At 65.7% G+C, this 26,433-nt stretch carries 23 protein-coding genes; 5 read left to right on the top strand and 18 right to left on the bottom strand.

The features are described 5' to 3' along the window. Window positions 1-183 precede the first annotated feature (183 nt). Entirely contained in the window at window positions 184-1,494 is a 1,311-nt protein-coding gene (locus tag L0962_RS16255; protein ID WP_255680883.1) for a hemolysin family protein, read from the bottom strand. Window positions 1,495-1,614: 120 nt separating this feature from the next. Here L0962_RS16255 and L0962_RS16250 point away from each other — a divergent pair, with 120 nt between their 5' ends. Next, window positions 1,615-1,944 (top strand): YnfA family protein, encoded by a 330-nt coding sequence (locus tag L0962_RS16250; protein ID WP_234087520.1) that lies wholly within the window; start codon window positions 1,615-1,617, stop codon window positions 1,942-1,944. 9 nt (window positions 1,945-1,953) lie between these two features. On the opposite strand, the gene L0962_RS16245 is transcribed toward L0962_RS16250, so the two are convergent. Beyond that, window positions 1,954-2,865 (bottom strand): LysR family transcriptional regulator, encoded by a 912-nt coding sequence (locus tag L0962_RS16245; RefSeq protein WP_234087519.1) that lies wholly within the window; start codon window positions 2,863-2,865, stop codon window positions 1,954-1,956. A 106-nt stretch (window positions 2,866-2,971) separates the two neighbouring features. On the opposite strand from L0962_RS16245, the gene L0962_RS16240 reads away from it, so the two are divergent. Together L0962_RS16240 and L0962_RS16235 are read left to right on the top strand one after the other, a co-directional pair. Then, window positions 2,972-3,571: an FMN-dependent NADH-azoreductase gene (locus tag L0962_RS16240; RefSeq protein WP_234087518.1), complete on the top strand. Its 600-nt coding sequence runs from the start codon at window positions 2,972-2,974 to the stop codon at window positions 3,569-3,571. Window positions 3,572-3,602: 31 nt separating this feature from the next. Then, the gene (locus tag L0962_RS16235; RefSeq protein ID WP_234087517.1) at window positions 3,603-4,466 is read left to right on the top strand and encodes a pirin family protein; all 864 of its coding nucleotides are present in this window, start codon (window positions 3,603-3,605) and stop codon (window positions 4,464-4,466) included. A 101-nt stretch (window positions 4,467-4,567) separates the two neighbouring features. Here the strand turns inward: L0962_RS16235 and L0962_RS16230 are convergent, their stop codons facing one another. From L0962_RS16230 to pedF, 4 genes are read right to left on the bottom strand one after another with little or no spacing between them, the layout of a single operon-like run. After that, complete coding sequence (locus tag L0962_RS16230) at window positions 4,568-5,101, bottom strand: cytochrome b (protein WP_234087516.1); 534 nt, start codon at window positions 5,099-5,101, stop codon at window positions 4,568-4,570. Beyond that, window positions 5,098-6,033, bottom strand: a complete 936-nt coding sequence (locus L0962_RS16225; RefSeq protein WP_234087515.1) for a beta-propeller fold lactonase family protein — start codon at window positions 6,031-6,033, stop codon at window positions 5,098-5,100. Before L0962_RS16225 ends, L0962_RS16230 begins: the two co-directional genes overlap by 4 nt. A 10-nt stretch (window positions 6,034-6,043) precedes the next feature. Further along, window positions 6,044-6,892: an ABC transporter substrate-binding protein gene (locus L0962_RS16220; protein WP_234087514.1), complete on the bottom strand. Its 849-nt coding sequence runs from the start codon at window positions 6,890-6,892 to the stop codon at window positions 6,044-6,046. Then, the gene (gene pedF / locus L0962_RS16215; protein ID WP_234087513.1) at window positions 6,882-7,310 is read right to left on the bottom strand and encodes a cytochrome c-550 PedF; all 429 of its coding nucleotides are present in this window, start codon (window positions 7,308-7,310) and stop codon (window positions 6,882-6,884) included. The genes L0962_RS16220 and pedF overlap by 11 nt, the downstream gene beginning before the upstream one ends. Window positions 7,311-7,549: 239 nt before the next feature. On the opposite strand from pedF, the gene L0962_RS16210 reads away from it, so the two are divergent. Next, window positions 7,550-9,547 (top strand): sigma-54-dependent Fis family transcriptional regulator, encoded by a 1,998-nt coding sequence (locus L0962_RS16210; RefSeq protein WP_234087512.1) that lies wholly within the window; start codon window positions 7,550-7,552, stop codon window positions 9,545-9,547. On the opposite strand, the gene L0962_RS16205 is transcribed toward L0962_RS16210, so the two are convergent. From L0962_RS16205 to L0962_RS16175, 7 genes are all read right to left on the bottom strand, one after another. Further along, window positions 9,548-10,870: an HDOD domain-containing protein gene (locus L0962_RS16205; RefSeq protein WP_234087511.1), complete on the bottom strand. Its 1,323-nt coding sequence runs from the start codon at window positions 10,868-10,870 to the stop codon at window positions 9,548-9,550. A gap of 118 nt (window positions 10,871-10,988) precedes the next feature. Further along, on the bottom strand, window positions 10,989-11,360 hold the full coding sequence (locus L0962_RS16200) for a SirB2 family protein (protein ID WP_234087510.1): 372 nt from the start codon (window positions 11,358-11,360) through the stop codon (window positions 10,989-10,991). Further along, window positions 11,357-12,628 (bottom strand): hypothetical protein, encoded by a 1,272-nt coding sequence (locus L0962_RS16195; RefSeq protein WP_234087509.1) that lies wholly within the window; start codon window positions 12,626-12,628, stop codon window positions 11,357-11,359. The genes L0962_RS16200 and L0962_RS16195 overlap by 4 nt, the downstream gene beginning before the upstream one ends. A 9-nt stretch (window positions 12,629-12,637) precedes the next feature. Beyond that, entirely contained in the window at window positions 12,638-12,859 is a 222-nt protein-coding gene (locus tag L0962_RS16190) for a DUF2249 domain-containing protein (protein ID WP_234087508.1), read from the bottom strand. A 10-nt stretch (window positions 12,860-12,869) separates the two neighbouring features. Beyond that, window positions 12,870-13,310: a hemerythrin domain-containing protein gene (locus L0962_RS16185; protein ID WP_367398035.1), complete on the bottom strand. Its 441-nt coding sequence runs from the start codon at window positions 13,308-13,310 to the stop codon at window positions 12,870-12,872. Window positions 13,311-13,457: 147 nt separating this feature from the next. After that, window positions 13,458-15,185 (bottom strand): alpha/beta hydrolase, encoded by a 1,728-nt coding sequence (locus tag L0962_RS16180; protein WP_234087506.1) that lies wholly within the window; start codon window positions 15,183-15,185, stop codon window positions 13,458-13,460. 36 nt (window positions 15,186-15,221) lie between these two features. Next, window positions 15,222-16,634, bottom strand: coding sequence for an MBL fold metallo-hydrolase RNA specificity domain-containing protein (locus L0962_RS16175; RefSeq protein ID WP_234087505.1), 1,413 nt, complete (start codon window positions 16,632-16,634; stop codon window positions 15,222-15,224). Between the two features lie 83 nt (window positions 16,635-16,717). On the opposite strand from L0962_RS16175, the gene L0962_RS16170 reads away from it, so the two are divergent. Next, window positions 16,718-17,161 (top strand): universal stress protein, encoded by a 444-nt coding sequence (locus tag L0962_RS16170; RefSeq protein WP_234087504.1) that lies wholly within the window; start codon window positions 16,718-16,720, stop codon window positions 17,159-17,161. A 22-nt stretch (window positions 17,162-17,183) separates the two neighbouring features. Here L0962_RS16170 and L0962_RS16165 read toward each other — a convergent pair whose 3' ends face one another. The 5 genes from L0962_RS16165 to L0962_RS16145 all read right to left on the bottom strand — a co-directional run bounded on the left by L0962_RS16165 (window position 17,184) and on the right by L0962_RS16145 (window position 26,431). Next, window positions 17,184-18,317 (bottom strand): ABC transporter permease, encoded by a 1,134-nt coding sequence (locus L0962_RS16165; RefSeq protein ID WP_234087503.1) that lies wholly within the window; start codon window positions 18,315-18,317, stop codon window positions 17,184-17,186. A gap of 1 nt (window position 18,318) precedes the next feature. Beyond that, a complete protein-coding gene (rbbA, locus tag L0962_RS16160) occupies window positions 18,319-21,147 on the bottom strand; it encodes a ribosome-associated ATPase/putative transporter RbbA (RefSeq protein WP_234087502.1) in 2,829 nt (942 codons plus the stop codon). Next, the gene (locus L0962_RS16155; protein ID WP_234087501.1) at window positions 21,148-22,137 is read right to left on the bottom strand and encodes an HlyD family secretion protein; all 990 of its coding nucleotides are present in this window, start codon (window positions 22,135-22,137) and stop codon (window positions 21,148-21,150) included. A gap of 92 nt (window positions 22,138-22,229) precedes the next feature. Beyond that, complete coding sequence (locus tag L0962_RS16150; RefSeq protein WP_234087500.1) at window positions 22,230-23,579, bottom strand: dicarboxylate/amino acid:cation symporter; 1,350 nt, start codon at window positions 23,577-23,579, stop codon at window positions 22,230-22,232. Between the two features lie 122 nt (window positions 23,580-23,701). After that, the gene (locus tag L0962_RS16145) at window positions 23,702-26,431 is read right to left on the bottom strand and encodes an ATP-binding protein (RefSeq protein WP_234087499.1); all 2,730 of its coding nucleotides are present in this window, start codon (window positions 26,429-26,431) and stop codon (window positions 23,702-23,704) included. Window positions 26,432-26,433: the final 2 nt, after the last annotated feature.

Raw genomic sequence — 26,433 nt, 5'->3', positions numbered from 1 at the left:
ACGCTTTGCCGAAAAAACAGGCAGTTCGTTTTCCGGCAGACGCCAGCAGCCAGCCCGGCTCCCGGCATTTCCCCCGAGCAATGGCCAGCCCGCACCGGGACGATCGACATTGCCGATTTTCCCGCTAGGCGGCTTCACCCGAGAATGCTTTTCAGGCATTCAGGAGAGCACCATGGCGCTCCGCTAATCCCGAGCGGCTTCGGCATGCGGAATCACCCTGACCAGCACGATCCGCGGTCCGCTCATCTTTTTGACGACGGCATCGAAGCACGGGAATTCGATACGTTGCCCTTCTTCCGGCAGATCGCCCAGGTGCTGCATGATCAGACCGCCGATCGAGTCGACGCCGGATTCCTCGATATCGATGCCCAGCGCACGCTCCAGCGTGAATAGCGGCAGACTGCCCTTGCCGAGCAGCGAGCCGTCATCGAGTTTCGACCATTCGTTCTGGGTCTGGCGGAATTCGTCGCGGATTTCGCCGACCAGCGCACCAAGCAGATTGTCCAAGGTCACATAACCGAGCGGATGGCTGTGGTCGTGGGCGACGACGGCAAAGTGAGGCGCCCCCTCGCGAAAGCGGCGGAACAGTTCGGTCGCCGGCAAGCGCGGCGAGACCACCTGGGCCGGGCGGACCAGCTTTTCCAGGCTGTCCAGTTCCGGGTTGTTCTGCAGTGCGATGAACACGTCCTTCAGATGGATCACGCCCTTGATGTTGCGCTCGCTGCCCAGGTAGGGATAACGGCTGTAACGGTGGCGGGCGATCTTTTCCAGGCTGGCGTCGAGCGGATCATCCTCGCTCAGCGTCACGGCCTCCTGGAAGGGGCGCATCAGGTCGGCAACGTCGAGCTGGCGGAAATCGAGGGCCTGCGCCAGCACCCGCCATTCGTCCTGGGTAAAGCCCTGATCGGCGCGCGAGCTGCGCAGGATGAGTTTCAGTTCGTCGGACGAGTAGTGGCTGTCATGGCCGTGCGCGACATCCATCTTCATCTTGCTGAGCACCCAGTTGGCACTGTGGTTGAGCACCCAGATCGCCGGATACATCGCCCAGTAGAAGGCATAGAGGGGCGGCGCCGTCCACAGGCCGACCTTTTCCGACATCCGGATGGCCATCGATTTCGGCGCCAGTTCACCGACGACGATGTGCAGGTAGGAGATGATGAAGAAGGCGGTGAAGAAGGCGATGCCGTGGATCAGGCGTTCGCTTTCGACGCCGATCGCCGCCAGCAGCGGCGTCAGCAAATCGGCGAAGGCCGGTTCGCCGACCCAGCCGAGCCCCAGCGAAGCGAGGGTGATGCCGAGCTGGCAGGCGGACAGGTAAGCATCGAGATCCCGATGCACCCGGGCCAGCATACGGCCGCGCCAGCCGTGGGATTTGGCGATGGCTTCGACGCGCGTCTGGCGCAGTTTGACCAACCCGAACTCGGCGGCGACGAAAAACCCGTTGAGAAGAACAAGCAGTAAAGCAACAGCAATCAGGACAAGGTCACTACCCATATGGTGGACACGACGTGCCCACGGCCTTTCTTTGTATCAGAATGGCGCCGATGGTAGCCGATGCGACGGCTACGGTCGAATCAACCGCCATTCAATTGCCCCGGCGTCACGGGAAAGATCATGGAAATCCTCCGCTTCAGCCTGCTGTTCGCCATCACCGCGGTCGCCGAGATCGTCGGCTGTTATTTGCCCTGGCTGGTACTCAGGCAGGGCAAGAGCGCACTGCTGCTGATACCGGCCGCCCTGTCGCTGGCGGCATTCGCCTGGCTGCTGACGCTGCACCCGACGGCCGCCGGCCGGACTTATGCGGCCTACGGCGGCATGTACATCGCAGTCGCGCTGCTCTGGCTGCGTTTTGTCGACGGTATCCAACTGACCCGCTGGGATACGCTCGGTGCCGGTATCGCGCTGGCCGGCATGGCGGTGATCGCGCTGCAACCGCGGGTCTGATCGGCAGGCTCAGTCGGCTTGCGCCTCCTCGCAGGCGTTGCTCAGCGCAGCCTCGAGCATTTCGATGAAGGCCCGGCTCTTGGCCGGCATCAGCCGACGACCCGGAAAAACCACCCAGGCCGGATGCGGCGGCAGTTGCCAGTCGGCCAGCACGCGTTGCAGTTCACCGCGCTGTACATAGCGGCGGGCGAAGTAATCCGGTACGGCGGTGATGCCGGCCCCGTCGCAGGCCAGATTGATCAGCAACTGCGGCGAATTGATGACGATGCGGGCGTTTGGCCGGATTTCCTGCGTCTGCCGCCCCTTGCTCATCGGCCAGCCGCCGAGTTCGCCGGGCAGGCAGAGCGTGTCGTGACCGGCCAGGTCGACCGGCATGGCCGGAATACCCCGCTCGCTCAGGTAACGCGGCGCGGCGTAAAGCCCGAACGAGAAGCGTGCGATGCGCCGGGCGGCCAGCAGGCTGTCGTCGGGCAACGCCCCCATGCGCACGGCGAGGTCGAACTTTTCGCCGACGATGTCCACCCGGCGTTGCGACAAATCGAGTTCCAGCGTCACGGCCGGATGCAGACGGGAAAAGGCGTGCAGCATCTCGGTCAGCAGCAGGCTGGCGAAGTCGCTCGGCATCGACACTCGCAGGCGGCCGCTCGGCCGCGCCTGACGATGCTCGATGGCAGCCTTGACGGCATCCACCTCCTCGGCCACCTGGCGAGCGTGTTCGAGCAGTATCTCGCCAAACTCGGTGACCTGCAGCCGACGCGTACTGCGGATCAGCAGGCGTTCGCCCAGGCGATCCTCCAGTGCAGCCACCCGCCGCGAAACGGTCGACTTCGGCAACGCCAGGCGTTCGGCGGCACGGCTGAAGCTGCCGCATTCGACGACGCGGGCGTAGATCAGCAGGTCATTGGCATCGTATTGTTCCATATACGGAACAATGTTATCCAAATCGACGTCTTCTGTGTCGATTCGCGACGCACTACAGTGCACACATGCCGCAACAGCGGATTCAACTCACTGATCGGAGATCGCCATGAACATCCTGCAAATCAACGCCAGCGCCCGCCGCGAAAGCGGCAATTCCACCCGCGTCGCCAACGATATCGTCGCCCGGCTGCGCATCGCGCATCCGGATGCCAACGTCGCCTTGCGCGATCTGGCGGCAACACCGCATCCGGTGCTCGACGAAGCCGCTTTGGGCGCCCTGTTCACGCCGGCCGAGCAACGCACGCCGGCGCAAGCGGCACGGGTTGCGCTGGATGATGCATTGATCGCCGAACTTCAGGCAGCCGATGTGCTGGTGATCGGCGTCCCGATGTACAACCTGGGCATTCCGGTACAGCTGAAAACCTGGATCGATGCAATCACCCGCGCCGGCGTCACCTTCCGCTACACCGAGCAGGGCGTCGAAGGACTGGTCAGGGGCAAGAAGGTGTATTTCGCCCTGGCCCGCGGCGGCCGTTATCGCGATACCGCTTTCGATACGCAGGTCCCGTTCCTCAAGACCTACTTCGGTTTCATCGGTCTGAGCGACCTGAATTTCGTCTACGCCGAGGGACTGAACATGGGACCGGAAGCCGCGGCCCGGGGTTTTGCCGAAGCCGCGGCCGACATCGAAGCACTGTTCGCCTGAACGCCGCCCCCAACTTCAAGGGAGAAAAATCATGAGCCCCCGTCACGTCACCCGCTCGCGCAAGATCGAATCGCAGCACCGCGGCATCGCCACGTCGGATGGTGCCGGCGTCAAGCTGACGCGGGTGCTCACCCAGCACTACCAGCGCCGGCTCGATCCCTTCCTGATGCTCGACGTCTTCGCCAGCGACGATCCCGACGATTACATCGCCGGCTTTCCCGATCACCCGCACCGCGGCTTCGAGACGGTCACCTACATGCTGGCCGGCCGCATGCTGCATCGCGACAGCGCCGGCCACGAGGGCTTGCTGCAGAGCGGCGACGTGCAGTGGATGACGGCCGGCCGCGGCTTGATCCATTCGGAGATCCCGCAGCAGGAAGCCGGCGTCATGGAGGGGTTCCAGCTGTGGCTGAACCTGCCGGCGCGGGACAAGATGATCGCCCCGTGGTATCGCGACATCGCCGCCGCCGAACTGCCGCGTTTCACGACGCCGGCGGGCGTCGCGGTGACGGTGATCGCCGGCGAAAGCCACGGCACGGTCGGCGCGGTGACCCGCGATGCGACGCAACCCCTGTATCTCGACATCCATCTGCCGGCCGGCAGCCGATTCGAACAAACGCTACCGCCCGGGCACAATGCCTTCGTCTATGTCTATCGCGGCAGCGCGGCGGTCGATGGCGAAGCGGTGGCAAGCCGCACGATGGCCATCCTCGACAATGCGCCGGACAGCGACGGCGTGTGCATCGAGGCCACGGAAGACAGCCGCCTGCTGCTGCTCGCCGGCCGGCCGCTGGGCGAAAAGATCGTCCAGTACGGTCCGTTCGTGATGAACAGCGAACAAGAGATTTACCAGGCACTGGCCGATTTCCGGGATGGCCGGCTCGAATCGGTATAAAAAAACGCGGCAGATGCCGCGTTTTTTGTTTTTTCCTGCGGTCGACCGCAAGATTCCATGACTTTCGTACTAGCCGATCTGCTCCACGATGGAGCAGTTGCTCAATCCCGAAACAATCCGCCGGGCAACATCCGCTGCACAATCCCGTCCCGCTGCAGCGCATGTTTCAGCGCACCGGCCACATGCAGCGCAATCAGCGCCGCACCGCCCCAGACCAGCGCGAAATGCGCCGCCTTGAAGGCTTCGTTGAGTCCTTCGTCCGGCCAGCCGAGTTTCGGTAGTTCGACGCCGAAGAACTTCAGCGGATAAGGCGTGAACGACGACGCCAGGTAACCGGCCAGCGGCGCCAGCAGCATGAACATGTAGAGCAGCCGGTGAATGACCATGGCCAGGTCGTCCTGCCAGCCGCTGGACAGCGACGGCGGGGAACGCCAGTGCAGGCGGATGGCGATGCGGACCGCCAGCAGACCGAGCAGCAGCAGGCCGAGCGACTTGTGCAGCCCGTAGGCGGCACTGCGCTCCGGCCCCTTCGGCAGATCGAGCATGCTCCAGCCCAGCCACAGCATCCAGACGAGCAGCACGGCCATCGTCCAGTGCAGGACGATCAGCGGCAACGGGTGACGGCTGCCGCTCATGGAATCACCACGCCCCAGGGCAGTTCGCCGACAGCAACGTCGGGCAGCCGCTTCAGCGCGCGGGCATCGATCACCGACAGTGCGTTGTCGCGACCGGTCGCCACGTACAACTTGTTGCCGTCCGGCGTCAGCGCCATGTTCCATGGCCGCTTGCCGACTTCGATACGCGCCAGCACGCGGTTCCCGGCCACCTCGATCGCCATCACGCTCGGATCGCGTCCGTTGGACACGAAAACCCGCTGACCGGCATGGTCGACCGCAATACCGTTCGGATATTGACCGGCCTCGATCTCGGCCACGACCTTGCGGCTGGCAGTATCGATCGCATAGACCTTGCCGGCCAGTTCGCAGGCCACGTAGGCACGGCTGCCGTCGGGCAGGAAGCCGATGCCGCGCGGCCGCTTGCCGACCGGTACGCTACCGACCTGGCGCCGCTTGACCACGTCGATCACATCGACCTGCTCGGCTTCCTCGGCGCTGACGTAGAGCCAGCGGCCATCCGGGCTGAACACCGCGTGCTCGGGGTTCTTGCCCTTCACCTTGATGCTGGCCAGGCGCTTGCCGTCGCTCGCCTGCAGCAGGACGACGCTGTTGTGATCCTCGACGGCCACCGCCAGCAGCTTGCCATCGCGCGACAGGCTGACGCCTTCCGGCGAATCGCCAACCTTGATGGTATCCAGCAGCCGCCCTTCCGCCGCATCGACGACCAGCAGGCTGGCCTTGGCGGCATCGGTCAGGTACAGCCGGCCGCCGCCGGCGGCGATGCCGCGCGGCCGCTGGCCGACGGCAAACGTCTGCACCACGCGATCGTCGGTCGTATCGACGACGCTGACGCTGGCCGACTTTTCGTTCGGCACATAGGCCAGCGATCCGGCCTGCGCCAAGGCGGAAAAGGCGGCCAACAGGCCGCCCAGACAGAAACGATGCATCATCGAAAACTCCTCAGGCAGGCTGCCAGGAAACACCGTATTTCTTGAAGATACCCGCCAGCGTACCATCGCGCCTGAGTTCCTCGAGCGCCTTGGCAATCGCATCGGCCAGATCGTCGGCTTCCGCCTTGACCGCCATGCCGAGCGGCCAGTGATCGTGGCGCAGCTCGGCGAATTGCGGCCGTTCGAGCACCAGTTTGCCAGGGTCGCCAAGCGCCGCTTCGAGTTCGGCACGCGGCGCCAGGACGGCCGACACCCGCCCTTCGCGCAAGGCCTTGGCGGCTTCGGTAACGGTCTTGAAGTGCACGACGTTTTCGCGCAGACGACCGTTCATCACGCCCAGCAGGAAAGCATCGGACAAGGTATCGATCTCGACGCCGACCTTCTCGCGGGTGAAGATTTCCAGTGCCACCGCCGCCGAGCCGGAGAGCGCCGGAACGCGTTCCGGATTGCGCGCCAGCATCAGCATTTCGCGGTGATAGGGGCCGAAGATGCGGACCTTGTCGTTGGCCCTGGCCAGGTGCTCGTCGACCGGCACGTGCATCATCACGTCGGCCGGCTGCGTCCCGAGATAATGGCCTTTCCAGACCATGTTGCGCAGGTCGTCGTTCATGTCCTCGTCGGCCGCGAAGCCGACGACTTCGGCGCTTAACCCGAGCTTGGCGGCGATGGCGCGGCCGATGTCGGCATCGACGCCCTTGCCGCCGGCCAGCGAATACGGCGGGAAATCGTTGTAGACCGCGATACGCAGCCTGCCGCGTTGGCGGATCGCATCGAGCGAGCCTTCGGCAAATGCCGGCAAGGCCGCGCTCAGCGGCAGGGCGGCCAGCCCCTTGAGCCAGCGACGACGATCATTCTTCATGGACCGACTCCAGCCAGGCGCGGATCGCCCACATGGCTTCCTGGCTCAGCAGGCCTTCGAACGGCGGCATGTAGACGCGTCCGTCGCGCACGGAACCATGGCGGATGCGGTTGAGGAAGATTTCGTCGCCTTCGTCGCCCTGCGGCAGATAGCGCAGGTCGGGGGCGATACCGCCGGACACGGCGCCGAGGCCGTGGCAGCGGGCGCAGTTCTGGTTGAACGCGGAATCGCCGATACGGATGGCCGTCTTGTCCTTGCGGTACGGATTGGCGGCCAGGAAGTCGGCGCCGAGGTTCTTCAGACCCGTGGTGTCGACAGCCTGGGGCACGACGTCACCGTGGGCCATGACCTGAACGGCCGTGGTGGCGAGGACGAGGCTGGCAACGAGGGCGGAAAGCTTGCGGGCGATGGGTTTCACTTTGTCTCCTTGTGTTGAAGTCAGGTACGGCTGTTGTGCCCAGCTGACTGCAAGGCCTGTGCCAACTCGTGCGAAACCCGGTTGTAACGCCTTGAGCACATTCCTGAAACAAATGGCACGATGCTTGCTGCGAAACGAACACGCAGCACAAGCCGATTGCTTACATATGGTGCAGGTGCTACGTTATTGAACAACACAACAAAATCCCAAAAAAACCACGCCAACGAGCTGGAGGAGAGATGGAGACAAACCAGTTGATGGTCGACGCGCACGACCAGCGGTTGAGACGTGCACGCCAGTTGTTCTTTGATCACGGCGATCTGCCCGAAGGGCTGATCGATCCGCTGATCCTGCGTTCCTGGGAGCGTTGCCGGCGCTTTGGCGTCGACGAGTCCGGCTACCAGGCGCACACCGACAGCATGGACCGTATTGCCCTGAAGACCGAACAGGAGCGCAACCGCTACCTGCTGACCCAGGGACGCCCGATCATGGAACACGTTTTCGAGCAGATCCGCGAATCGGGCAGTATGGTCGTCATGTCCGACGCCAACGGCCTGCTGCTCGAAACGGTCGGCGACCCCGACTTCGTCGATCGCGCCGACCGTGTCGCGCTGGCAGCGGGCGCTTCGTGGGACGAAACCCTGCGCGGCACCAATGCGATCGGCACCGCCCTGTCCGAGGAAAAGCCGGTGGCGATCTTCGGCGGCGAACATTTCCTCGGCCAGAACGCGTTCCTGACCTGCTGTGCCAGCCCGATCTTCGGGCCGGACGGCAAGCTGATCGGCGTGCTCGACATTTCCGGCGACTACCGCAGCCAGCAGCGCCATACGCTCGGTCTGGTACGGCTGTCCACGGCCATCGTCGAGAAACGGCTGTTCGAGACCTTCCACGCCCGCGACATCCTGGTCTGCTTCCACCTGCGCCCGGATTACCTCGGCAGCCCGAAGGAAGGCCTGGCCGCGGTATCGGCCGACGGCCAGGTGATCGCGATCAACCGCATCGGCCTCGAACTGCTCGGCATTCGTCCGGTCGACGCGGTCCGTCGCGACTTTTCCATGGTTTTCGAAAACAGCCTGGCATCGCTGGTCGATCGACTGCGCCACTCGCCTTTCGCCAGCCAGGAAATCAATGTCAATGGCCGTGCCCTGCACATCCAGCTGCGCGGTCAGTTGCCGTCGCTGGCCGTGTCCGGCCGGGTCATCGACGAAACGCCGGTGCAGCGCGCGCCGCGCCGGGTCGAAACGCCGAGCGGCAAACCGGTGCTGGTACTCGACACGTTGTGCACCGGCGACGCCCGGCAGCAGCTGGCCATCGAACGTGCCAAACGGATCATCGGCCGCGATATCCCGATGATGATTCAGGGGGAGTCCGGCGCCGGCAAGGAGATGTTCGCCAAGGCCTTCCATAACAGCGGGCCGCGCCGTGACGCCCCCTTCGTGGCATTGAACTGTGCGTCGATTCCCGAAACCTTGATCGAATCCGAACTGTTCGGTTACCAGGGCGGCGCCTTCACCGGCGCCCGCAAGGAAGGGGCGCCGGGCAAGATCCAGCAGGCGCATGGCGGCACGCTGTTCCTCGACGAAATCGGCGACATGCCGCTGAACCTGCAGGCACGTCTGCTGCGCGTGCTGCAGGAGCGTTGCGTGACGCCGCTGGGCAGCACGCGCTCGATCCAGGTCGACATCTCGCTGGTCTGCGCCACCCACCGCAAGCTGCGCGAGGAAGTCGCCCGCGGCAATTTCCGCGAAGACCTTTACTACCGGCTGAACGGTCTGGCCGTCACCCTGCCCTCGCTGCGCGAACGGACCGACATCCGCTGCATCGTCGAAAAGCTCGCCGCCGCCGAAGTCGGCGAACGAGCCACGCCGCTGCGCTTCTCCGAGTCGGCATTGCAGGCGATCGAAGCCTACAGCTGGCCCGGCAACATCCGCCAGTTGCTCAACGTGATCCGGGTCGCCATTGCGCTGCTCGACGACGACGAAACGCTGATCACCGAAACCCATCTGCCCGAGGAACTCTTCGAGGAGCCGCTGCCCGGCTCGCCGCTGAGCCAGGCCGAACCGCGCCACGATCCGTGGGCGGCGGCGCCGCCGGACCCGATGGGCGTCAGCCTGGAGGAAATCGGCCGGCAGGCGGCGATGCGCGCGCTCGAAGCGGCCGGCGGCAACATCTCGCTGGCCGCCCGTCAGCTCGGCATCAGTCGCAACACGCTGTACCGCAAGCTGGGGCGGATGTAGTCAGAGCAGGTCGGCCGTCGCCCAGGCCATCGCTTCGCTGTACTGGAAGATGGTCTCGGCGGGGTCGAGGCCGATCGCGCCGGCCAGCAGGATGGCCTGATCGACGCGGCCGCGTTCCATGCAAATGGCCAGCATCAGGTGGCGGGCATAGGGACCGTCCTTGTCGAGCAGCACCTGGGCGACCGGTCCGGGCAGATGCATCTTGCCCAGCACGCTGGCGGTCGGCAGGCCGAGCAGGCTGTCGATCAGCGAAAACAGGCCGACCAGGAACAGCTCGCCGGCCTGCTGCCGGTTGTTTTCGTCGGCCAGGCTTTCGAGGAACGCCGCACGGCTCAACGAGATGACCATCAGCGTGTGATCGCGCTGGTCATCGCGCGTGCCGATCTGGAACATCGCCAGCGACAGCCAGCGATACAGCGGCGCCCGACCGAGCAGCATCACCGCATCCTCCAGCGAGCTCACCTGGCGCGACAAGCCGGACAGCGGCGAGTTGGCCATTTCCAGCAGCTTGATGACGACCGCCGGATCGCGTTTGGCGACGGCGACGACCTCGGCCGTATCGGCCTCGCGACGCAGCAGGTTGAGCATTTCGACAAGGGTCAGGCGGTTCTGCGAGAAACCGTCGCTCTGCTGCGTCTCGTCGCGGCAGGTGGCGAAGGGCCCCAGGCAGTAGCCCACGCCAAGCGCCATCAGGAAACGGTATTCGGTCCAGCTGGCGACATTCTCGACGGCCAGTTGCAGCGTCGGCCATTGCTGGCGCATGCCGCGCACCTGCTGCTCGAAGGCTTTGAATTCGCGGCCCTGCAGGTCGAACAGCAGCAGATCAGGGAAATCGGCGCCGGCCAGCACCGCCAGGGTCGCCATGTCGGCAGCCAGACGTCCGCCAGCCGCACGGATGTCTGCCGCCAGCGTCGTCCAGGCTGCATTGGGCTGGTCGCTGTGCGGCGCATCCTGCAGCAGGAAGAAAACGTTCGGACCGACCAGCGCGGCAAAATTGGCGCTGCGCCATTGCAGCGGCGTGATCGGCACCAGGATTTTCCGGCGCTGGGCCAGCCGGGCAATGCTGTCTTGCGTCAGGGCGGCCAGCCAGTCCGGCCCGCTCGGCGCCATCCCGACCTGCAGCGAGGAAGGACGCAGCAGATAGGCGGCGATGCCGGACGAGGCATCGAGCATTTCCTGCCAGCTGATCGCCACGGGCTTGCGCGATATCGCCGCGGGGGCCGCCGGCACGGTACGTGGCGTCTGGGCGGCAGGCGTGCCGGAAAGCGGGGTTGGCGCGTCGTCGCGCCGGAAGGCACCGAAAAGGCGTTTCAGGAAGCTCACGTCGGGGTCCGTATCGTTGACTCAGGCTGGCGCCGGAACACGGCGCAACTAGCCAAACATCATACACCGATCGATGTTCCCCGACGCCCCGGAAAAACCCCGGCCCGGGCGGAATCCATTACCAGTAGGCGCGACTCAGCGCAGTCAAGACGATGCCGGCGTACACCGCCAGCGCGGCGATGAAGCAGCGCCGCCGGATGGCCGGCGTGCGACCGCGGCGCAACGCAAAAGCGCCGAGCACGATGTAGAGCAGCAAGCCGCCCAGCTTGACGGTCAGCCAGCCCTGCGCGAACGGCCACTGACCGCTCCAGGCGGCCAGGGTCAGCGCACTGCCGAGCAGCGCGCTGTCGACGACATGCGGCAGACGGCGGGTCAGCGGATGTTGCAAGTGCGGCGACGCCCGCCACATCCAGATACCGCGCAGCAGAAAACCGAGGCCGCTGACGACGGCGCAGGCAACGTGCAGATGCTTGATCGCGAGATAGCTCATGCGTCGAGTTTCGCCCGCCGATAGGCGTGATGACGGCGGACCGCCTGCGCCAGGTTCCACAGCAGTCCGGCACTGGCCAGCGCGAAAGCCAGCCCGGCCGGGCGCGCCAGCCAGTCGGGCAGGAACACGGCTGCGGTCGACAGCGCGCAGGCAACGAAAAAGGCCCCCATCTGGCGCCGCGCCGCCAGATCGGTGAGCAGCCGGTTCATCGGCGGCGCACCGCGGCCGAGCGGCTGCAGGTGCAACCAGGCCAGGAAAGGCACGATCTTGTAGAGCATGCCGACGATGCAGGCAAGCACGCCGCCGAGCAGGAAGCACACGCCGAACAGCAGCGCCGTGCGCGGATCGGGATCGCGCAGGAACGCACCGGCCGACCACGTCGCCAGCGCCAGCATCGCGGTCAGCAGGCCGAGTTGCCAGTAGCGCAGCGTGACATCGGGTTTGGCGCGCCGGCGGCGGCGCTGCAGCGCCAGCGTCCAGCCGGCGAAAATGCTCCCGGCGACGATCAGCGCGACCTGCGCGGAAATGCGCAGCCAGGGCAGGTCGACCGCAAGCGCGGCAGTCCACGTCAGCAGGGCGCCGACGATGAACGGCGGCAACCACCACGACGGCCGCGCCGCGTAACCGGGCGTCAGCTGGAACATCGGCACGACGACGTAGGCAACGGCGATCAGCAGCACGCCGGCCCAGCCGGCCAGGCCCCAGGCTGCGTGCAGGTCGGCCAGGTCGCTCAGCGGCAAGGCCCAGCCGCCGGCCAGCGCGAAAGCCAGTAGCAGGCCCAGCACGACGGTTGCCAGCAGGCCACCGCAAGCCAGCTTCAGACCGCGGATGGTCGGGCTGGTCGATGGCACGCCGCGCAGTGCGCGCCCGGCGTCGTGCAGGAAGAGGATGCAGCCGGCAGCCAGCAACAGCGCCCCGCCCTGCAGCAGCCAGGGCGTGCCGGACAGGAAACCGCCGGCCAGCAGCAGGGCCCCGAGCGTCAGCGGCGGATGCACCCGCCGGGCGGTGCGCAGCGGCTGCGCCAGGTTGGCGCCGGCAACCACCGGCAGCACCTGGATCAGCGCGCCGATCATGATCTGCAGCATGAAACCGGCCGTCAGCAGGTGCGTCGCAGCAAGTGCCGCCGGCGTCCACCGCGAAGCGAACAGCAATGGCCCGTCAACAATGGCCAGCAGACCGGCCAGCACGCCGAACAGCGGCGCGCTCAGGAAGAAACGCAGCGGCGCCGCGAAAGGCGGGCTCTGGTCGTAGGAAAGCAAGGCCTGCATGCGGTCGACTCAGACAGTGATGGTGATTTCGAAAGTGCCATCCGGACGCAGCAGCGTCTGCCAGCGATGGCCGTTCTGTTCGAGCACGCGGTACAACGGGTGCGGTTCGCGGTAGAGCAGCAGTTGCATGCGCTCGCCGGGGGCCAGTTCGGACAGCATTTCCATCGCCTGCACGAAAGGTTCGGGCGGCGGCAGGAAACGGGCATCGAGCAGCCGGATGTCGTCGCTCACCGGGTTTGCCTCAGGCCGCCTGCAGGGTGTCGCGCAACTGGCGGCCAAGCGCCTCGGCATCGCCGGCCAGATGCTGGTCGCACATCGGGTAGAGGACGTTTTCCTCCTTCATGTTGTGCTGCTGCATCATGATCAGCAGGGTTTCGGCCTGGCCGAGGAAGTCGTCGCTTTTTCCCGCCGCCAGCAGGTCGACCGCATCGTCCATCAGTTCGCGCATCTGGGCGTGTTCCGAGCGCATCACCTGGGTCGGCCCCATGCGCATGCCGGTGCGCGCCTCGAAGGCCGGGAAGAGGATCTCTTCCTCGCCGGTGAAGTGCGCCAGCATCGCCTCGCGAAACCGCGCAAAGGCGGCTTTTGCGGCGGCGACATCCTGGCCGGCCGCCTGTTCGGCGGCAGCGAACAGGTCGTCGCAATGTTTGTGGTCGTCGGTCAGCAGGCTACGCAGGCTCATGGGGGTCATCCGGTCGAAAAGGAATGGACCGATTGTCCGTGCCGCCCGCTGCTGCCGGCCTTGATCGGCATCAAAAATGAAAAAACCGGGCGACTTTTCGGTCTGCCCGGTTTTTTGCCGGATGTTGCGGTCGACCGCAGCAACGGCCTATTTTTCCAGCACGTAGGTGCCCGGTGCGTCGGCCAGCGCCGGGAACTTGCGGTTCGACACCGGGTAGGCATCGACCAGTTCGCCGGTCCGTTCGCCGAGCCAGGCGGTCCAGTCCTGCCACCAGGTGCCCGGCCGTTTTTCGGCGCGCTCGTGCCAGTGTTCCCAGTGTTCGTTGCGCTCCGGCTCGCCGATCCAGTAGGCGCGCTTGGGGGGATCGACCGGCGGATTGACGATGCCCAGGATATGCCCGGAAGTGGACAGTACGAAACGCACCGGCGCGTTGACGTTCACGTACTTGCGGATGCGGTAGCACTGCTTCCACGGCGCGATGTGGTCGTCCTCGGCGGTCACCGCGTAGAGCGGCTGGACGATGCGATCGAGGTCGATGGCTTCGCCGGCAATCTGCAGGCGGTCACGCTTGATCAGATTGTTGTGCAGGTACATCTCGCGCAGATAGTAGGAATGCATGGCCTGCGGCATGCGCGTCGAATCGACGTTCCAGAACAGCACGTCGAACGGCGGCAGCGGCTCGCCGAGCAGGTAGCTGTGCACCCAGTAGTGCCAGACCAGGCTGTTCGAGCGCAGCATGCGGAACGAAGTGGCCATTTCGGCGCCATCCAGATAGCCGCGCTTGGCCATCGTTTCTTCCAGTGCCTCGATGCAGGCATCGTCGATGAACACGTCGATGTCGCCCGGATGCGAGAAATCGGTCAGCGTCGTGAACAGCGTCCAGTGGGCGACCGGCACCTGGTCCGCGCCGAAACGCTTGTTGGCCCAGGCCATGTAGGTACTGACCAGCGTACCGCCGATGCAATAGCCGACCAGATGCACCTTGGGCACCTTGCAGAATTCGCCGGCCACGCGCACGACTTCGTTGACGCCTTCGAGCAGGTAGTCGTCGAAGCGCACGTCGGCCATGTCGGCGGTCGGGTTCTTCCAGCTGGTGATGAACACCGAGAAGCCCTGGTCGGTCAGGTACTTGACCAGGCTCTTCTTGGCGTTCAGGTCGAGAATGTAGAACTTGTTGATCCACGGCGTGACGATGACGATCGGCATCGCCCGCACCTTGTCGGTGGTCGGCGTGTAGTGGATCAGCTCGACCAGCCGGTTGCGGAAGACGACCTTGCCCGGCGTCGTCGCCAGGTCCTTGCCGACGGTGAAGGCATCCGGCTCGACCATCTGGATGTTGCCGGCCTTGAGATCGCGCTGGAAGTTCTCCCAGCCCAGCTTGAGGCTCTCGCCCTTGGTCGCCACGGCACGCTCCATGGCCACCGGGTTGAGCCAGAAGAAATTGGTCGGCGACACCATGTTCAGCCACTTGCGCGACCAGAAGGCGGCGCGCCGGCGTTCCTTGTCGGACAGGCCGGGCGTTTCGAAATACATGTCCTGCAGCCGGTGGGTGAAGGCCAGGTACCACTCCTTGACGATGTCCCAGCTCGCCGAGTCGGTCCACACCGGCTCCTTGAAGCGGGCATCGTCGGCATGCGGCTGGATCACGTCGTCGGACGCGATGCCCAGCGCCCGGCGTGCGAGATGCGCCTGCAACTGCAAAAGATCGCCGGACAGCGCGTTGACCGCACGGCTGAATTCCTGCGGATGCATCAGCCAGGCCATCTGCGCGTTGAGCAGCGAGGTGGTGACGCCGTAGGGATCGAAGGCCTTGGCCACGGCCTTGCCGATATGTTCGACCGGGCTGAGTCCGTTCAGATCGATGGGATTTGACATCGGGATACCTCCATGAATGGTGGGGTCTTCGGCATCTTACAGCGACACGAAGCTACCGGGTTGCGGGATCGCCACGTCATGCCAGCCGAGTTGCCGGCGTACGGCTTCGGCGAAATCGGCCGAAGCCGACGCTTCGCCGTGCATGACGAAAAGCCGGGCCGGCGGTTGATGAAAGCCGCTCAGCCAATGCAGCAGGGCCGCCTGGTCGGCATGCGCCGACAGGCCGCCGACCGTGCAGATGCGGGCCCGGACGGGAATCTGCTCGCCGAAGATGCGGACCAGTTTCGCCCCGTCCACCAAGCGCCGGCCGAGCGTGCCGGCCGCCTGGAATCCGGCGATCAGCACCGTGCTCTCGCGGCGCGGCAGGTTCTCGCGCAGGTGGTACTTGATCCGCCCGGCATCGCACATGCCGCTCGCCGAAATGATCACCGCACCGTGCAGGATGTCGTTCAACTGGCGCGAACGCTCGACATCGGCGACGAACTCGATGGCCATCTTCTCCGGATGCGCCGCCTGCCAGGCGATCAGCTCGCGGGTCGGCGCGTCGAGCAGCGCCTGATGATCGAGGGTGATCCGCGTCGCCGAACTGGCCATCGGCGAATCGACATAGACCTTGAGCGGCCGGATCCGTCCCTGGCGGACCAGATCGGCCAGGATGTAGAGGATTTCCTGCGTCCGGCCAACGGCAAAGGCGGGAATGATCAGGTTGCCGCCCGCGGCCTGCGTCCGCGCAAAGGCGGCAACGATCTCGTCCAGGGTTTCCGGCAGCGGCCGGTGCAGGCGATTGCCGTAGGTCGATTCGATCAGCACCGCGTCGGCCTCGGGCGGCGGCGGAGAAGGATCCTCGAGTACCGGCCGGTCGGGCATGCCGAGATCGCCGGAAAACACCAGTTTGCGCGGTCGACCGCCGGTGTCGACCGAAATCTCCAGCGACGCCGAGCCGAGGATATGACCGGCATCGCGAAAACGCACACCGATCCCGTCGGCCGGCCGCAGCAGTTCGCCGTAATCCACCGGCTGCAGCAGACGCAGCGCGGCCAGCGCCTGGGCGACGGTGTACAGCGGCGCCGGAATGCCGCGTTCGCTGCGCCCGCGCCGCCGCCGGTTGCGCAATTGCCACTCGGCTTCCTTTTCCTGGATGTGGGCCGCGTCCGGCAGCAGAACCTCGAGCAACGCGCGGGTCGCCGCCGTGGTGTAGATCGGCCCGCGGAAACCGAGCATGACCAGGCGCGGCAGCAGACCGGCGTGGTCGATATGGGCGTGGGTGAGCAGCACGAAATCGAGCTTGCGCACGTCGAAACCGAAGTTCAGCGCCCGCTCGTTCTTGCCGTGCGCTTCCGCGCCCCCCTGAAACATGCCGCAGTCGACCAGGAAGCGATGCGTTCCGCTATCGACCAGCGTGCACGAGCCGGTCACCTCGCCGGCAGCACCGAAAAAGCCGAGTCTCATGTTCAAAATCCTCCCGAACTGGCGTAGCATGAACTTCGAAAAGGCGGATTGCAACGCCGGTACAACAGTTCAGGAGGTACATCATGTTCAAGCACATCCTCATCCCGACCGACGGTTCCGAACTGTCCAAAGCCACCGCCCAGCGGGCGGTGTCCTTCGCCAAGGAGAGCGGCGCCCGCGTCACGGTGTTCTATGCCAAGCCGGAATACCCGATCGCCTATTTCGGCGAAGGTGCGTTGATCGACCCGACGACGCCCGAGAAATTCGCCGAACTCGCCGACCAGCAGGCCACCGAATACCTCGGCGAGATCGAAAGCTGGTGCAAGGAAGCCGGCATCGAATGCGGCACCGTATCGGCGGTCAGCGACGTGCCCTACGAGGCGATCATCGAAGCCGCCGAAAAATCCGGGGCCGACCTGATCTTCATGGCCTCGCACGGCCGCCGCGGGATCAGCGGCTTCCTGCTCGGCAGCGAGACCAACAAGGTGCTGACCCACTCGAAGATTCCGGTCCTCGTCTATCGTTGACCGCAACACGGCGTGACGCGGCTCAGCCCTGAGCCTGCGTCACCGCCCGGCGGAAGCGCAGCAGCGCCACCGCGAAGAACAGCGCACCGACGCCGAACATCGCCAGCAGATCGCGCCAGATGATGTCCAGCCCTGCCCCGCGATACAAAATACCCTGCGCCAGCCGGACGAAATAAGTCGTCGGCGCGGCCAGCATGAAATCCTGCACGAACTGCGGCATGCTTTCGCGCGGCGAGATGCCGCCGGACAGCATCAGCAAGGGAATGATGCAGAGGATCACCAGCAGCCCGAACTGCGGCATCGAGCGGGCCAGCGTGCCGATGAAGATGCCGATCGACGCCGCCGCGAACAGGTAGCAGGCCGCCGCCGCCAGAAACAGCGGCAGCGAACCGGCAATCGGCACCGCCAGCACGCGCTCGACCATGACCAGCAGCGCGAACGTCACGCCGCACAGCACGGCCAGCCCGTTGGCCCAGATCTTGGCCAGCATGATCTCCGACGGCGCCAGCGGCATCACCAGCAAGTGTTCGAGGGTGCCGTGCTCGCGCTCGCGGATGAAGGCGGCGCCGACCAGGATGATGGTCAGCATGGTGACGTTGTTGATCACTTCCATCACGCCGCCGAACCAGAAACCGGTCAGGTTGGGGTTGAAGCGTACGCGCGGGCTGAGCGCGATCGGCGTCACGCTGTCGTCGCGCGTGCCGGTCAGGTATCCGTTGATTTCGCCGAGCGCGATGCGCTGGATGTAGGTCGCGCCGATGAAGGCCTGGCTCATGATCGTCGCGTCGATGTTGAGCTGCAGTTCCGGCACCCGCCCGGCCTGCAGGTCGCGCTGGAAATTGGCCGGAATGACCAGCGTGAAGTTGTAGCGCCCGGCGTCCATGCCGGCATCGACCTCGGCCAGCGAGATCCGCTGCGGCGGGCGGAAGAACGGCGGGTAGAAGGCATCGGCCAGGCGTTCGGAAAGCGGCGAATGATCCTCGTCGACGATGGCGATCGGCGCGTTGCGCAGTTCCTGCGAAACGCCGGTCGCCGCCGTGTAGATCGCGCCGGAGAATGCCCAGCAGATCAGCACCAGCAAGGTCTTGTCGGCCCACAGGCTGCGCAGTTCCTTGAGACCGAGACGGAAGACGTTGCTCAGGTTCGGCAGGCGCATCTCAGTTCTCCTGCTTCTTCAGCAAGGCCACCGACAGCAGCGTCAGCACCGGGATGAACGCCGCCAGCGCGACGAACTGCGGGATCAGGTCGCCGATTCCCAGCGCCTTGGTGTAGGCACCGCGGCTGATGACCAGGAAATAGCTGGCCGGGAAAAACTGGCCGATCCAGTAACTCGCGCCTTCCAGCGCGCCGACCGGCGTGGTCAGCCCGGAAAAGCTGACGGTCGGCAGGATGGTCAGGATCGCCGTGCCGAACAGCGCGGCGATCTGCGTGCCGGTGAAGGTCGAAATCAGCAGGCCGATGCCGGTCGTTGCGATTACGTACAGCACGGCACCCAGCGTCAGCGCCGCCAGGCTGCCCTTGATCGGCACGTCGAACACCAGTTGCGACTGGATGACCAGCAGCGCGAAACTGATCAGCGACACGGCGATGTACGGCAACTGCTTGCCGAGCAGGAATTCCAGCCGGGTCACCGGCGTCACGTAGAGATTGGTGATCGACCCCAGCTCCTTCTCGCGCACCACGCCCAGCGCCATCAGGATGGCCGGAATGAAGACCAGCAGGATCGGAATCACCGCCGGCACCATCGCGTAGATGCTCTTGACGTCCTGGTTGTAGCGGTAGCGGGTGACGATCTCGGCCGGATAGCCGGCGTCAACGCCGGTCGCATCGCGCACGATCTGCTGCACGTACAGCAGGTGCATGCCCTCGACGTAGCCGCGCACGGTCTCGCCGCGGTAAGGCATGGCGCCGTCGATCCACATGCCGACGGTCGGCCAGTGCGCGCGCCGCAGGTCGCGGCCGAATTGCTCGGGAATATCCACGGCCAGCGCCAGCTCGCCGCTGCGCAGACGCCGTTCGAGGTCGGCGTCGTCGAGGATCGGCGCCTGCTCGATGAAATAACGCGAACCGGCAATGTTCTGCACGTAAGCCCGGCTCTCCGGCGACTGGTCGCGGTCGAGCACGGCAAAGCGCAGCCCTTCGACATCAAGCGAGATGCCGAAGCCGAGCACGAACATCAGCAGTACCGAACCAAGCAGCGCAAAAGCCAGGCGGATCGGATCACGGCGTAGTTCCAGACTTTCGCGATAGGCGTAGCCGAGCAGCCGGCGCAGACTGAAAAATCCGCCGGTTCTGCGGTCGACCGCGGTTTTTCCCCGTTTTCCGGCGTCGACCGCGAGCGCCTCGCCAGTCTTGCGGTCGACCGGCGTTTTTGCCGGATTTCCGCCGTCGACCGGCGCCACGGTTTTTTCGCCCGTGCTGCGGTCGACCGCAGCCGGCCCGGTTTTTTCCGGGACCGCCCCCGCCGCGTCTTCCAGATAACCGATGAAGGCGTCTTCCAGCGTCGCCGCACCGCGCGCCAGGCGCAGCGCTTCCGGCGTATCACTGGCCAGCACGCGGCCGGCGTGCATCAGCGAGATGCGGTCGCAGCGCTCGGCCTCGTTCATGAAGTGCGTCGAGATGAAAATGGTGACGCCCTGCTCGCGCGACAGCCCGACCAGCAGCGCCCAGAATTCGTCGCGCGCCACCGGATCGACGCCGGAGGTCGGCTCGTCGAGGATCAGCAACCTGGGTTCATGCACCACGGCCACCGCCAGCGACAAGCGCTGACGAATGCCGAGCGGCAGATCGGCGGCCGGCTGGTCGGCGTAGTCGGCCAGCCCGAAACGCTGCGTCAGTTCGGCGCTGCGCGCCACGCGCCGTTGGTCGGACAGGTGGAACAACCGGGCATGCAGGTCGAGGTTGCCGGCCACCGTCAGTTCGCCGTACAGCGAGAACGACTGCGACATGTAGCCGACCTGCTTGCGCGTTTCCAGATCGCCGGCATCGACCGCCCGGCCGAACAGCTTCGCCTGCCCTTCGCTGGGCGGCAGCAGGCCGGTCAGCATCTTCATCGTCGTCGTCTTGCCGCAGCCGTTCGAACCGAGGAAACCGAAAATCTCACCGCGCCCGATGCGCAAGCTGACGCGGTCGACCGCCGTGAAATCGCCAAAACGCTGGACCAGCCCGTCGGCTTCGATCGCCCAGTCGTCGCCATCGGCAACACGCGGCGGAATGACCAGTTCGCGATGCGCCTGCCGCCGGGCTTCGGGCAGCAGCGCGATGAAGGCGGCGTCGAGCGTCGGCTGCGCCGTGCGCGCCCGCAGTTCGGCCGGCGTGCCGGTACCGATGATCCGCCCGGCATCCATCGCCACCAGCCAGTCGAAACGCTCGGCTTCTTCCATGTAGGCGGTGGCGACCAGCACGCTCATGCCCGGCCGGCGGGCGCGGATGCGGTCGATCAGTTCCCAGAACTGGCGGCGCGACAGCGGATCGACGCCGGTCGTCGGCTCGTCGAGGATGAGCAGGTCGGGATCGTGGATCAGCGCGCAGCACAGGCCGAGCTTCTGCTTCATGCCGCCCGACAGCTTGGCCGCCGGCCGCTCGGCGAAGGGCGACAGGCCGGTCGCCACCAGCAGGTCGGCAATGCGCGCGACGCGTTCGTTTTTGTCCTGACCGAACAGTCGACCGAAGAAATCGACGTTCTCGAACACCGACAGCGTCGGATAAAGGTTCTTGCCCAGCCCCTGCGGCATGTAGGCGATGCGCGGCTGGGCGACGGCGCGGAAATGGCGGTCGGCGATGTCGCCGCCGAGCACCTCGACACGCCCAGCCTGGCGCTTGCGCGCCCCCGAGAGCAAGGCCAGCAGCGACGACTTGCCGACCCCGTCCGGGCCGATCAGGCCGACCATGCCGCCGGCCGGCAAGCTGAGCTCGATATCGGCCAGTGCCGTCGTCGCGCCGTAGCGCAACGCAACGCCGGACAGCCGGGCGACCGGCGGAATCATTCAGCGACCTCCGGCAACCTGCAGCCTGGCCGGCCAAACGGCATTCGGGTCGAGCTTGACGTAGGCAACGCCGGGCATGCCGGCCTTGGCCAGATCGCGATGGGCTTGCAGCCAGGCCGGATCGGCCTTGAGCTTGACGCGGAACATCAGCTTGGCGCGCTCATTGCGCGTTTCGACTTCACGCGGCGTGAACTGCGCCTTGGCGGCGACGAAATTGACCGTCGCCGGGATCGCCACGTCGGGCAAGGCATCCAGCACGATGCGCGCCTCGCTGCCGATGGCCAGCTTGCCGGCCTCGTCGGTCGGCAGGTAGATCGCCAGGTACATGTCGGACAGATCGACCAGCGTCAGCGCCTTGCCGCCGGCGGCCAGCACCTCGCCCGGCTCGGCCAGGCGGTACAGCACGCGGCCGGCAACCGGCGCCTTCAGCGCAGTATCGTCGAGCGTGACGCGCAGTGCGTCGGCCCTGGCCTGCGCCGCGATCACCGCCGCTTCGGCCTCAGCCACGCGGCTGCTCGCCGCCGCTGTCGCAGCGCGGGCGCTAGCCAGGCCGGTCTGATCGGCATCGAGCTTGGTGCGCGAAATGAAGCCGCGGCCAACCAGTTCCTCGGAACGTTTGAGCGTCTTGCCGGCCAGCGTCGCATCGGCCTGCGCCTTGCGCACACCGGCGCGCGCCTCGTCGGCCGCCTTGCCGGCCTGGGCGATTTGCGCCTCGGCAGCGCGCAACTGGGCGCGCAGGTCGTCGGCATCGAGCCGGCCGACGACGGCGCCGGCATCGAGCCAGTCGCCTTCGCGCGGGCCGAGTTCGGCCAACCGGCCGGCGATCTTGGTCGCCACATCGACCTCGACCGCCTCGAAGCGACCGTTGCCGCTGGCCAGCCCCGGCGGCAAACCGTCCGGTTGCCGGGCGTAAACGTAATAAAGGCCTGCTGCGGTCAACGCCGCCAACAGGCCAAAAACCACCATCGAACTTGAACGGGGCAATGTCATCGACGCCTCCTGCACGGGTCTGCACGACCCTTCACAGGCATTTTAGCGCCGGCTGACGCCCTGCAACTTGCCCTGGATCAAGCGGCGATCGATCAATGGTGCTCCACCGCGGCCGGCACGCCGTGCGGTGCGGGCGGGGCCGGCGCAATGTCGAGCACCTGTTCCGGGTTGTCCGCCTCGTCGTCGGTCTCGCCATCGAGCACCGCCTTCAGCTTGTCGCCGTCCAGTGCGTTGCACCACTTGGCGACGACCAGCGTGGCAACGCTGTTGCCGACGAAGTTGGTCAGCGCGCGGGCTTCCGACATGAAACGGTCGATGCCGAGGATCAGCGCCAGACCGGCCACCGGCACCGTACCGACGGCGGACAGCGTGGCGGCCAGCACGATGAAGCCGGAACCGGTGACGCCGGCGGCACCCTTCGAGGTCAGCAGCAGGATCAAGAGCAGCGTGATCTGGTGCGTCAGGTCGAGCGGCGTGTTGGTCGCCTGGGCGATGAACACCGCGGCCATGGTCAGGTAGATCGCCGTGCCGTCGAGATTGAAGGAGTAGCCGGTGGGCACCACCAGGCCGACCACCGACTTCTGCGCACCGGCATTCTCCATCTTGGCCATCAGGCGCGGCAGCGCCGATTCCGACGACGAGGTGCCGAGCACCAGGAACAGTTCTTCCTTGATGTACTTGATCAGCTTCCATACGGAGAAACCGTGGAAGCGGGCAATCGAACCGAGCACGACGAAGACGAAGATCAGGCAGGTGGCGTAGAAGGCGCCCATCAGGCTGGCCAGTTGCTGCAGGCTGCCGACGCCGTGCTTGCCGATGGTGTAGGCCATCGCGCCGAAAGCGCCGACCGGGGCGGCCTTCATGATCACGCCGACGATGGCGAACAGCACATGCGACAGCTTTTCGATCAGTTCGAAGATCGGCTTGCCGCGCGCCCCGAAGGCATGCAGCGCGTAGCCGAAGAGCACCGAGAAGAACAGCACCTGCAGCATGTCGCCCTTGGCGAAGGCGTCCACCACGCTGACCGGGATGATGTTGATCAGGAACTCGGTGGTCGTCTGCATCTTGCCGGGACCGGTGTATTTGTCGATCCCCGAGGTATCGAGCGAGGCCGGATCGACGTTCATGCCGACCCCGGGCGCCCACAGGTTGACCACGACCAGGCCGACGACCAGGGCGATCGAACTGACCACCTCGAAATATAGGATGGCGTAACCGCCGGTCTTGCCGACCTTCTTCATGTCTTCCATGCCGGCGATGCCGACGACGATGGTGCAGAAGATGATCGGTGCGATGATCATCTTGATCAGCTTGATGAAGGCGTCGCCGAAAGGCTTCATCGCCGCACCGGTTTCAGGATGGAAATGCCCCAGTGCAACGCCGATCGCGATGGCGATCAGCACCTGTACATACAGACTGCCCAGAATCTTGCGTTTGGCCATGATGGAAAGAACCCGCCCCGTAGCATAGGAATGAACGCCGCAGCGTCCGACGGGGCGCTACTATCGGCCTCGCACACCAGGCACGCCATTGTGGGTTTCCGCGATGTGGAAAACCACAATGGTCATGCGGATGAATCGGGCGTTGCCGTCAATTGCGCCAGCAGGCAGGCGAACAGACGATCGGGATCGAAAGGCTTGCCGAGAAAGGCGTTCATGCCGGCCGCCGCGCAACGCTCGCGGTCTTCATCGAAGGCATTGGCCGTCAACGCGACGATGGGCATCCGGCCGCCGTGCTCGCGGATGCTTCGGGTGGCCGTCAGGCCGTCCATCACCGGCATCTGCATGTCCATCAGGATCAGCGCGTAGGCCTTGCGGCGGACCATCTCCACCGCCTGCAAGCCATGTTCGGCCACATCGGCCTGCAATCCGGCATCCTGCAGCATGAGCAGCGTCACTTCCCGGTTGACCGGCTCGTCTTCGACCAGCAGTACCTGGGTCCCGGCATATCGCTCACGCAACACCCGTTCGCTGTCGCCGGGGAGTGCTCCGCCCGGGCCGCCGGTCTCGCTGGCCCGACGCAGGCGAACGGTCATCCAGAAACGGCTGCCCTTCCCCGGCACGCTGTCGACACCGGTTTCCCCGCCCATCAGTTCGGCCAGCTTGCGGGTGATGGCCAACCCCAGGCCGGTGCCGCCATAGCGGCGGGTGGTGGTGTTGTCGGCCTGTTCGAATGTCGAGAACAGGCGGGCCTGAACCGCCGGCGGAATTCCCGGGCCGCTGTCGCTGACCTCGAAACGCCAGACGACATGCTCGCCATCCTCGCGCAGAGCGCGCGCGCTGACCGTGATGCCGCCGGTTTCGGTGAACTTGACGGCATTCGACAGGTAATTGAGCAATGCCTGCTGCAGGCGCGTGCGGTCGCCCAGCCAGCGCGTCTGCAAGGCCTCGCCTTCGATGACGATGGCGAGCTGCTTGGCACGCGCCTTTGCGGAGACCATGCCGACCGCGTTTTCAAGCACCTCGCCGATGCACAGCGGCTGGGCGTCCAGCGTGAATTTGCCGGCTTCGATCTTGGACAGGTCGAGTACGGCGTTGATGATCTGCAGCAGGTGCTCGCTGGCGGCGGTGATCTTGTCCAGCCGCTCGCCCTGCTGCGCCGAGACGCCACCCCGGTGCAACAGATGCACCATGCCGCTGATCGCATTCAACGGCGTGCGGATTTCATGGCTCATGTTGGCCAGGAAAGCGCTTTTGGCAATGCTGGCCGCCTCGGCGGCATCCCGGGCGCGCGCCAGTTCGGCGGTACGTTGCTCGACCAGGCGCTCCAGCCCCTGCCGGTACTGCTCCAGTTCGAGCAGCATCGACTTGTGCTGCGTCACGTCGATGACGAAGCCGTACCAGATGATGCGTCCGTCGGCATCGCGCTCGGGCACGGCATCCACGTGCAGCCATTTGCCGACGCCGCCCGCCGTGGTGATCCGGTAATCGACCGACCAGGCCTGCATACCGGCCTCGGCAGCCGCGAGCGACTCCCAGAAATGGGCCTGGTCGTCCGGATGCGCCAGACGCCGGACGGCCAGTGCATCGCGCTCGACGAGCTCGGGCGGCACCTCGAAAATACGTCGGCTCGCTTCGCTGGCAAACTGGAAGACGCCGTGGCCGTCGGCCTGCCGGTAATACTGGAAGACCATGCCCGGCACGCTGGACAGCACCTTGCGCAAGCGCCGGGTGGCCGCCGCCTCGGCGGCCAGGGCTTCCTGGTCGGCAATCACCGCCAGCAAACCGTTGAAGGCCCTGGCCAGCTTGCCGATTTCGTCGTTGCGGCGGATCGGCAGCGGCTGGCGCGGCAACTCGCCGGCACTCATGCGGTCGAGCAGACCGGCGGCTTCCTGCAACGGCGCCAATTGCCGCTGCAACCACCACCAGCCGAAGGCACCGAGCAACAGGCTGAGCAGCCCGGCCATGCCGAGCATGCGCCAGACCATTTCGCGCACCGGGGCAAAGGCTTCTGCGGTCGGCAGAACGGACTGCATCAGCCAGCCGGTCGATTCGATGCGCCGCGACGACGATAGCTCCTCGACCCCGCGCGAACTCATGGCGATACCCGAGCCATCGAAACCGTCGATGTAACGGTCGTAGACCGGATTGACGCCGGGTGCCGGCCCCGGCGTCATGACACGCGCCCGGTCGGACGAAGCGATGAACCTGCGGTGTACCGGGTCGGTCAGGTGAAAATCGCCGGTCGACGCGTACTTGGTGGTCTGGATGCGGTCGAGGAAATTGGGCCGCAGCAGATTGGTCACCCCGAACAGGGCCCCGACGAAGCGGCCATCCCTGGTCAGCACCGGCACGATGATCGAGATGACCGGCTCGCCGGTCCGCTTGCCCCGCCGGGGCTCGGTGATCACCGCCCGGCGCGTGTCGGCAAGCCGGCGGAAGGCCTCGACGTCGCCGTAATTGATGCCGACCCGATCCAGCCTGTCCGGCACGCTGGCCTGCGCCACGCCGGCGACGTCGACGAAGATCAAGCCCCAGTTGAATAACGGCACCAGGGGGCGATGCGCTTCCAGCATGGCCTGGGCAACACGCCGTTCCGGCACGCCATCCTTGCCGAGTTCCTCGGCCACCAGCGTCAGGATGGCCAACCGGTCCTTGACCGAGCGGTCGACCTCGGCGGCGAACAGCGATACCGCCGAATACTGCTGGGCGGAAATCGAGGCTTCCATGTCGCGGCGCAGCAGGTAGCTGGCCGCCAACGCGGCGATCCACACCGTCAGGATCAGCAGCAGCGTGGCGCCGAGCACCAGGCGGCGTTTCAGCGATTGACCGGCGCACCGGTCGGATCGGGTCATCG

It is taken from the genome of Azonexus sp. R2A61 (genome assembly GCF_021401135.1).
GTDB lineage: Bacteria > Pseudomonadota > Gammaproteobacteria > Burkholderiales > Rhodocyclaceae > Azonexus.
This window is presented reverse-complemented; position numbering and strand designations above follow the sequence as displayed.

Bases quoted from the DNA above. Each gene is read 5' to 3' on its own strand.
- L0962_RS16255 (WP_255680883.1), bottom strand. From the start codon at position 1,494: ATGGGTAGTGACCTTGTCCTGATTGCTGTTGCTTTACTGCTTGTTCTT.
- L0962_RS16250 (WP_234087520.1), top strand. From the start codon at position 1,615: ATGGAAATCCTCCGCTTCAGCCTGCTGTTCGCCATCACCGCGGTCGCC.
- L0962_RS16245 (WP_234087519.1), bottom strand. From the start codon at position 2,865: ATGGAACAATACGATGCCAATGACCTGCTGATCTACGCCCGCGTCGTC.
- L0962_RS16240 (WP_234087518.1), top strand. From the start codon at position 2,972: ATGAACATCCTGCAAATCAACGCCAGCGCCCGCCGCGAAAGCGGCAAT.
- L0962_RS16235 (WP_234087517.1), top strand. From the start codon at position 3,603: ATGAGCCCCCGTCACGTCACCCGCTCGCGCAAGATCGAATCGCAGCAC.
- L0962_RS16230 (WP_234087516.1), bottom strand. From the start codon at position 5,101: ATGAGCGGCAGCCGTCACCCGTTGCCGCTGATCGTCCTGCACTGGACG.
- L0962_RS16225 (WP_234087515.1), bottom strand. From the start codon at position 6,033: ATGATGCATCGTTTCTGTCTGGGCGGCCTGTTGGCCGCCTTTTCCGCC.
- L0962_RS16220 (WP_234087514.1), bottom strand. From the start codon at position 6,892: ATGAAGAATGATCGTCGTCGCTGGCTCAAGGGGCTGGCCGCCCTGCCG.
- L0962_RS16210 (WP_234087512.1), top strand. From the start codon at position 7,550: ATGGAGACAAACCAGTTGATGGTCGACGCGCACGACCAGCGGTTGAGA.
- L0962_RS16200 (WP_234087510.1), bottom strand. From the start codon at position 11,360: ATGAGCTATCTCGCGATCAAGCATCTGCACGTTGCCTGCGCCGTCGTC.
- L0962_RS16195 (WP_234087509.1), bottom strand. From the start codon at position 12,628: ATGCAGGCCTTGCTTTCCTACGACCAGAGCCCGCCTTTCGCGGCGCCG.
- L0962_RS16185 (WP_367398035.1), bottom strand. From the start codon at position 13,310: ATGAGCCTGCGTAGCCTGCTGACCGACGACCACAAACATTGCGACGAC.
- L0962_RS16180 (WP_234087506.1), bottom strand. From the start codon at position 15,185: ATGTCAAATCCCATCGATCTGAACGGACTCAGCCCGGTCGAACATATC.
- L0962_RS16175 (WP_234087505.1), bottom strand. From the start codon at position 16,634: ATGAGACTCGGCTTTTTCGGTGCTGCCGGCGAGGTGACCGGCTCGTGC.
- L0962_RS16170 (WP_234087504.1), top strand. From the start codon at position 16,718: ATGTTCAAGCACATCCTCATCCCGACCGACGGTTCCGAACTGTCCAAA.
- L0962_RS16165 (WP_234087503.1), bottom strand. From the start codon at position 18,317: ATGCGCCTGCCGAACCTGAGCAACGTCTTCCGTCTCGGTCTCAAGGAA.
- rbbA (WP_234087502.1), bottom strand. From the start codon at position 21,147: ATGATTCCGCCGGTCGCCCGGCTGTCCGGCGTTGCGTTGCGCTACGGC.
- L0962_RS16155 (WP_234087501.1), bottom strand. From the start codon at position 22,137: ATGACATTGCCCCGTTCAAGTTCGATGGTGGTTTTTGGCCTGTTGGCG.
- L0962_RS16150 (WP_234087500.1), bottom strand. From the start codon at position 23,579: ATGGCCAAACGCAAGATTCTGGGCAGTCTGTATGTACAGGTGCTGATC.
- L0962_RS16145 (WP_234087499.1), bottom strand. From the start codon at position 26,431: ATGACCCGATCCGACCGGTGCGCCGGTCAATCGCTGAAACGCCGCCTG.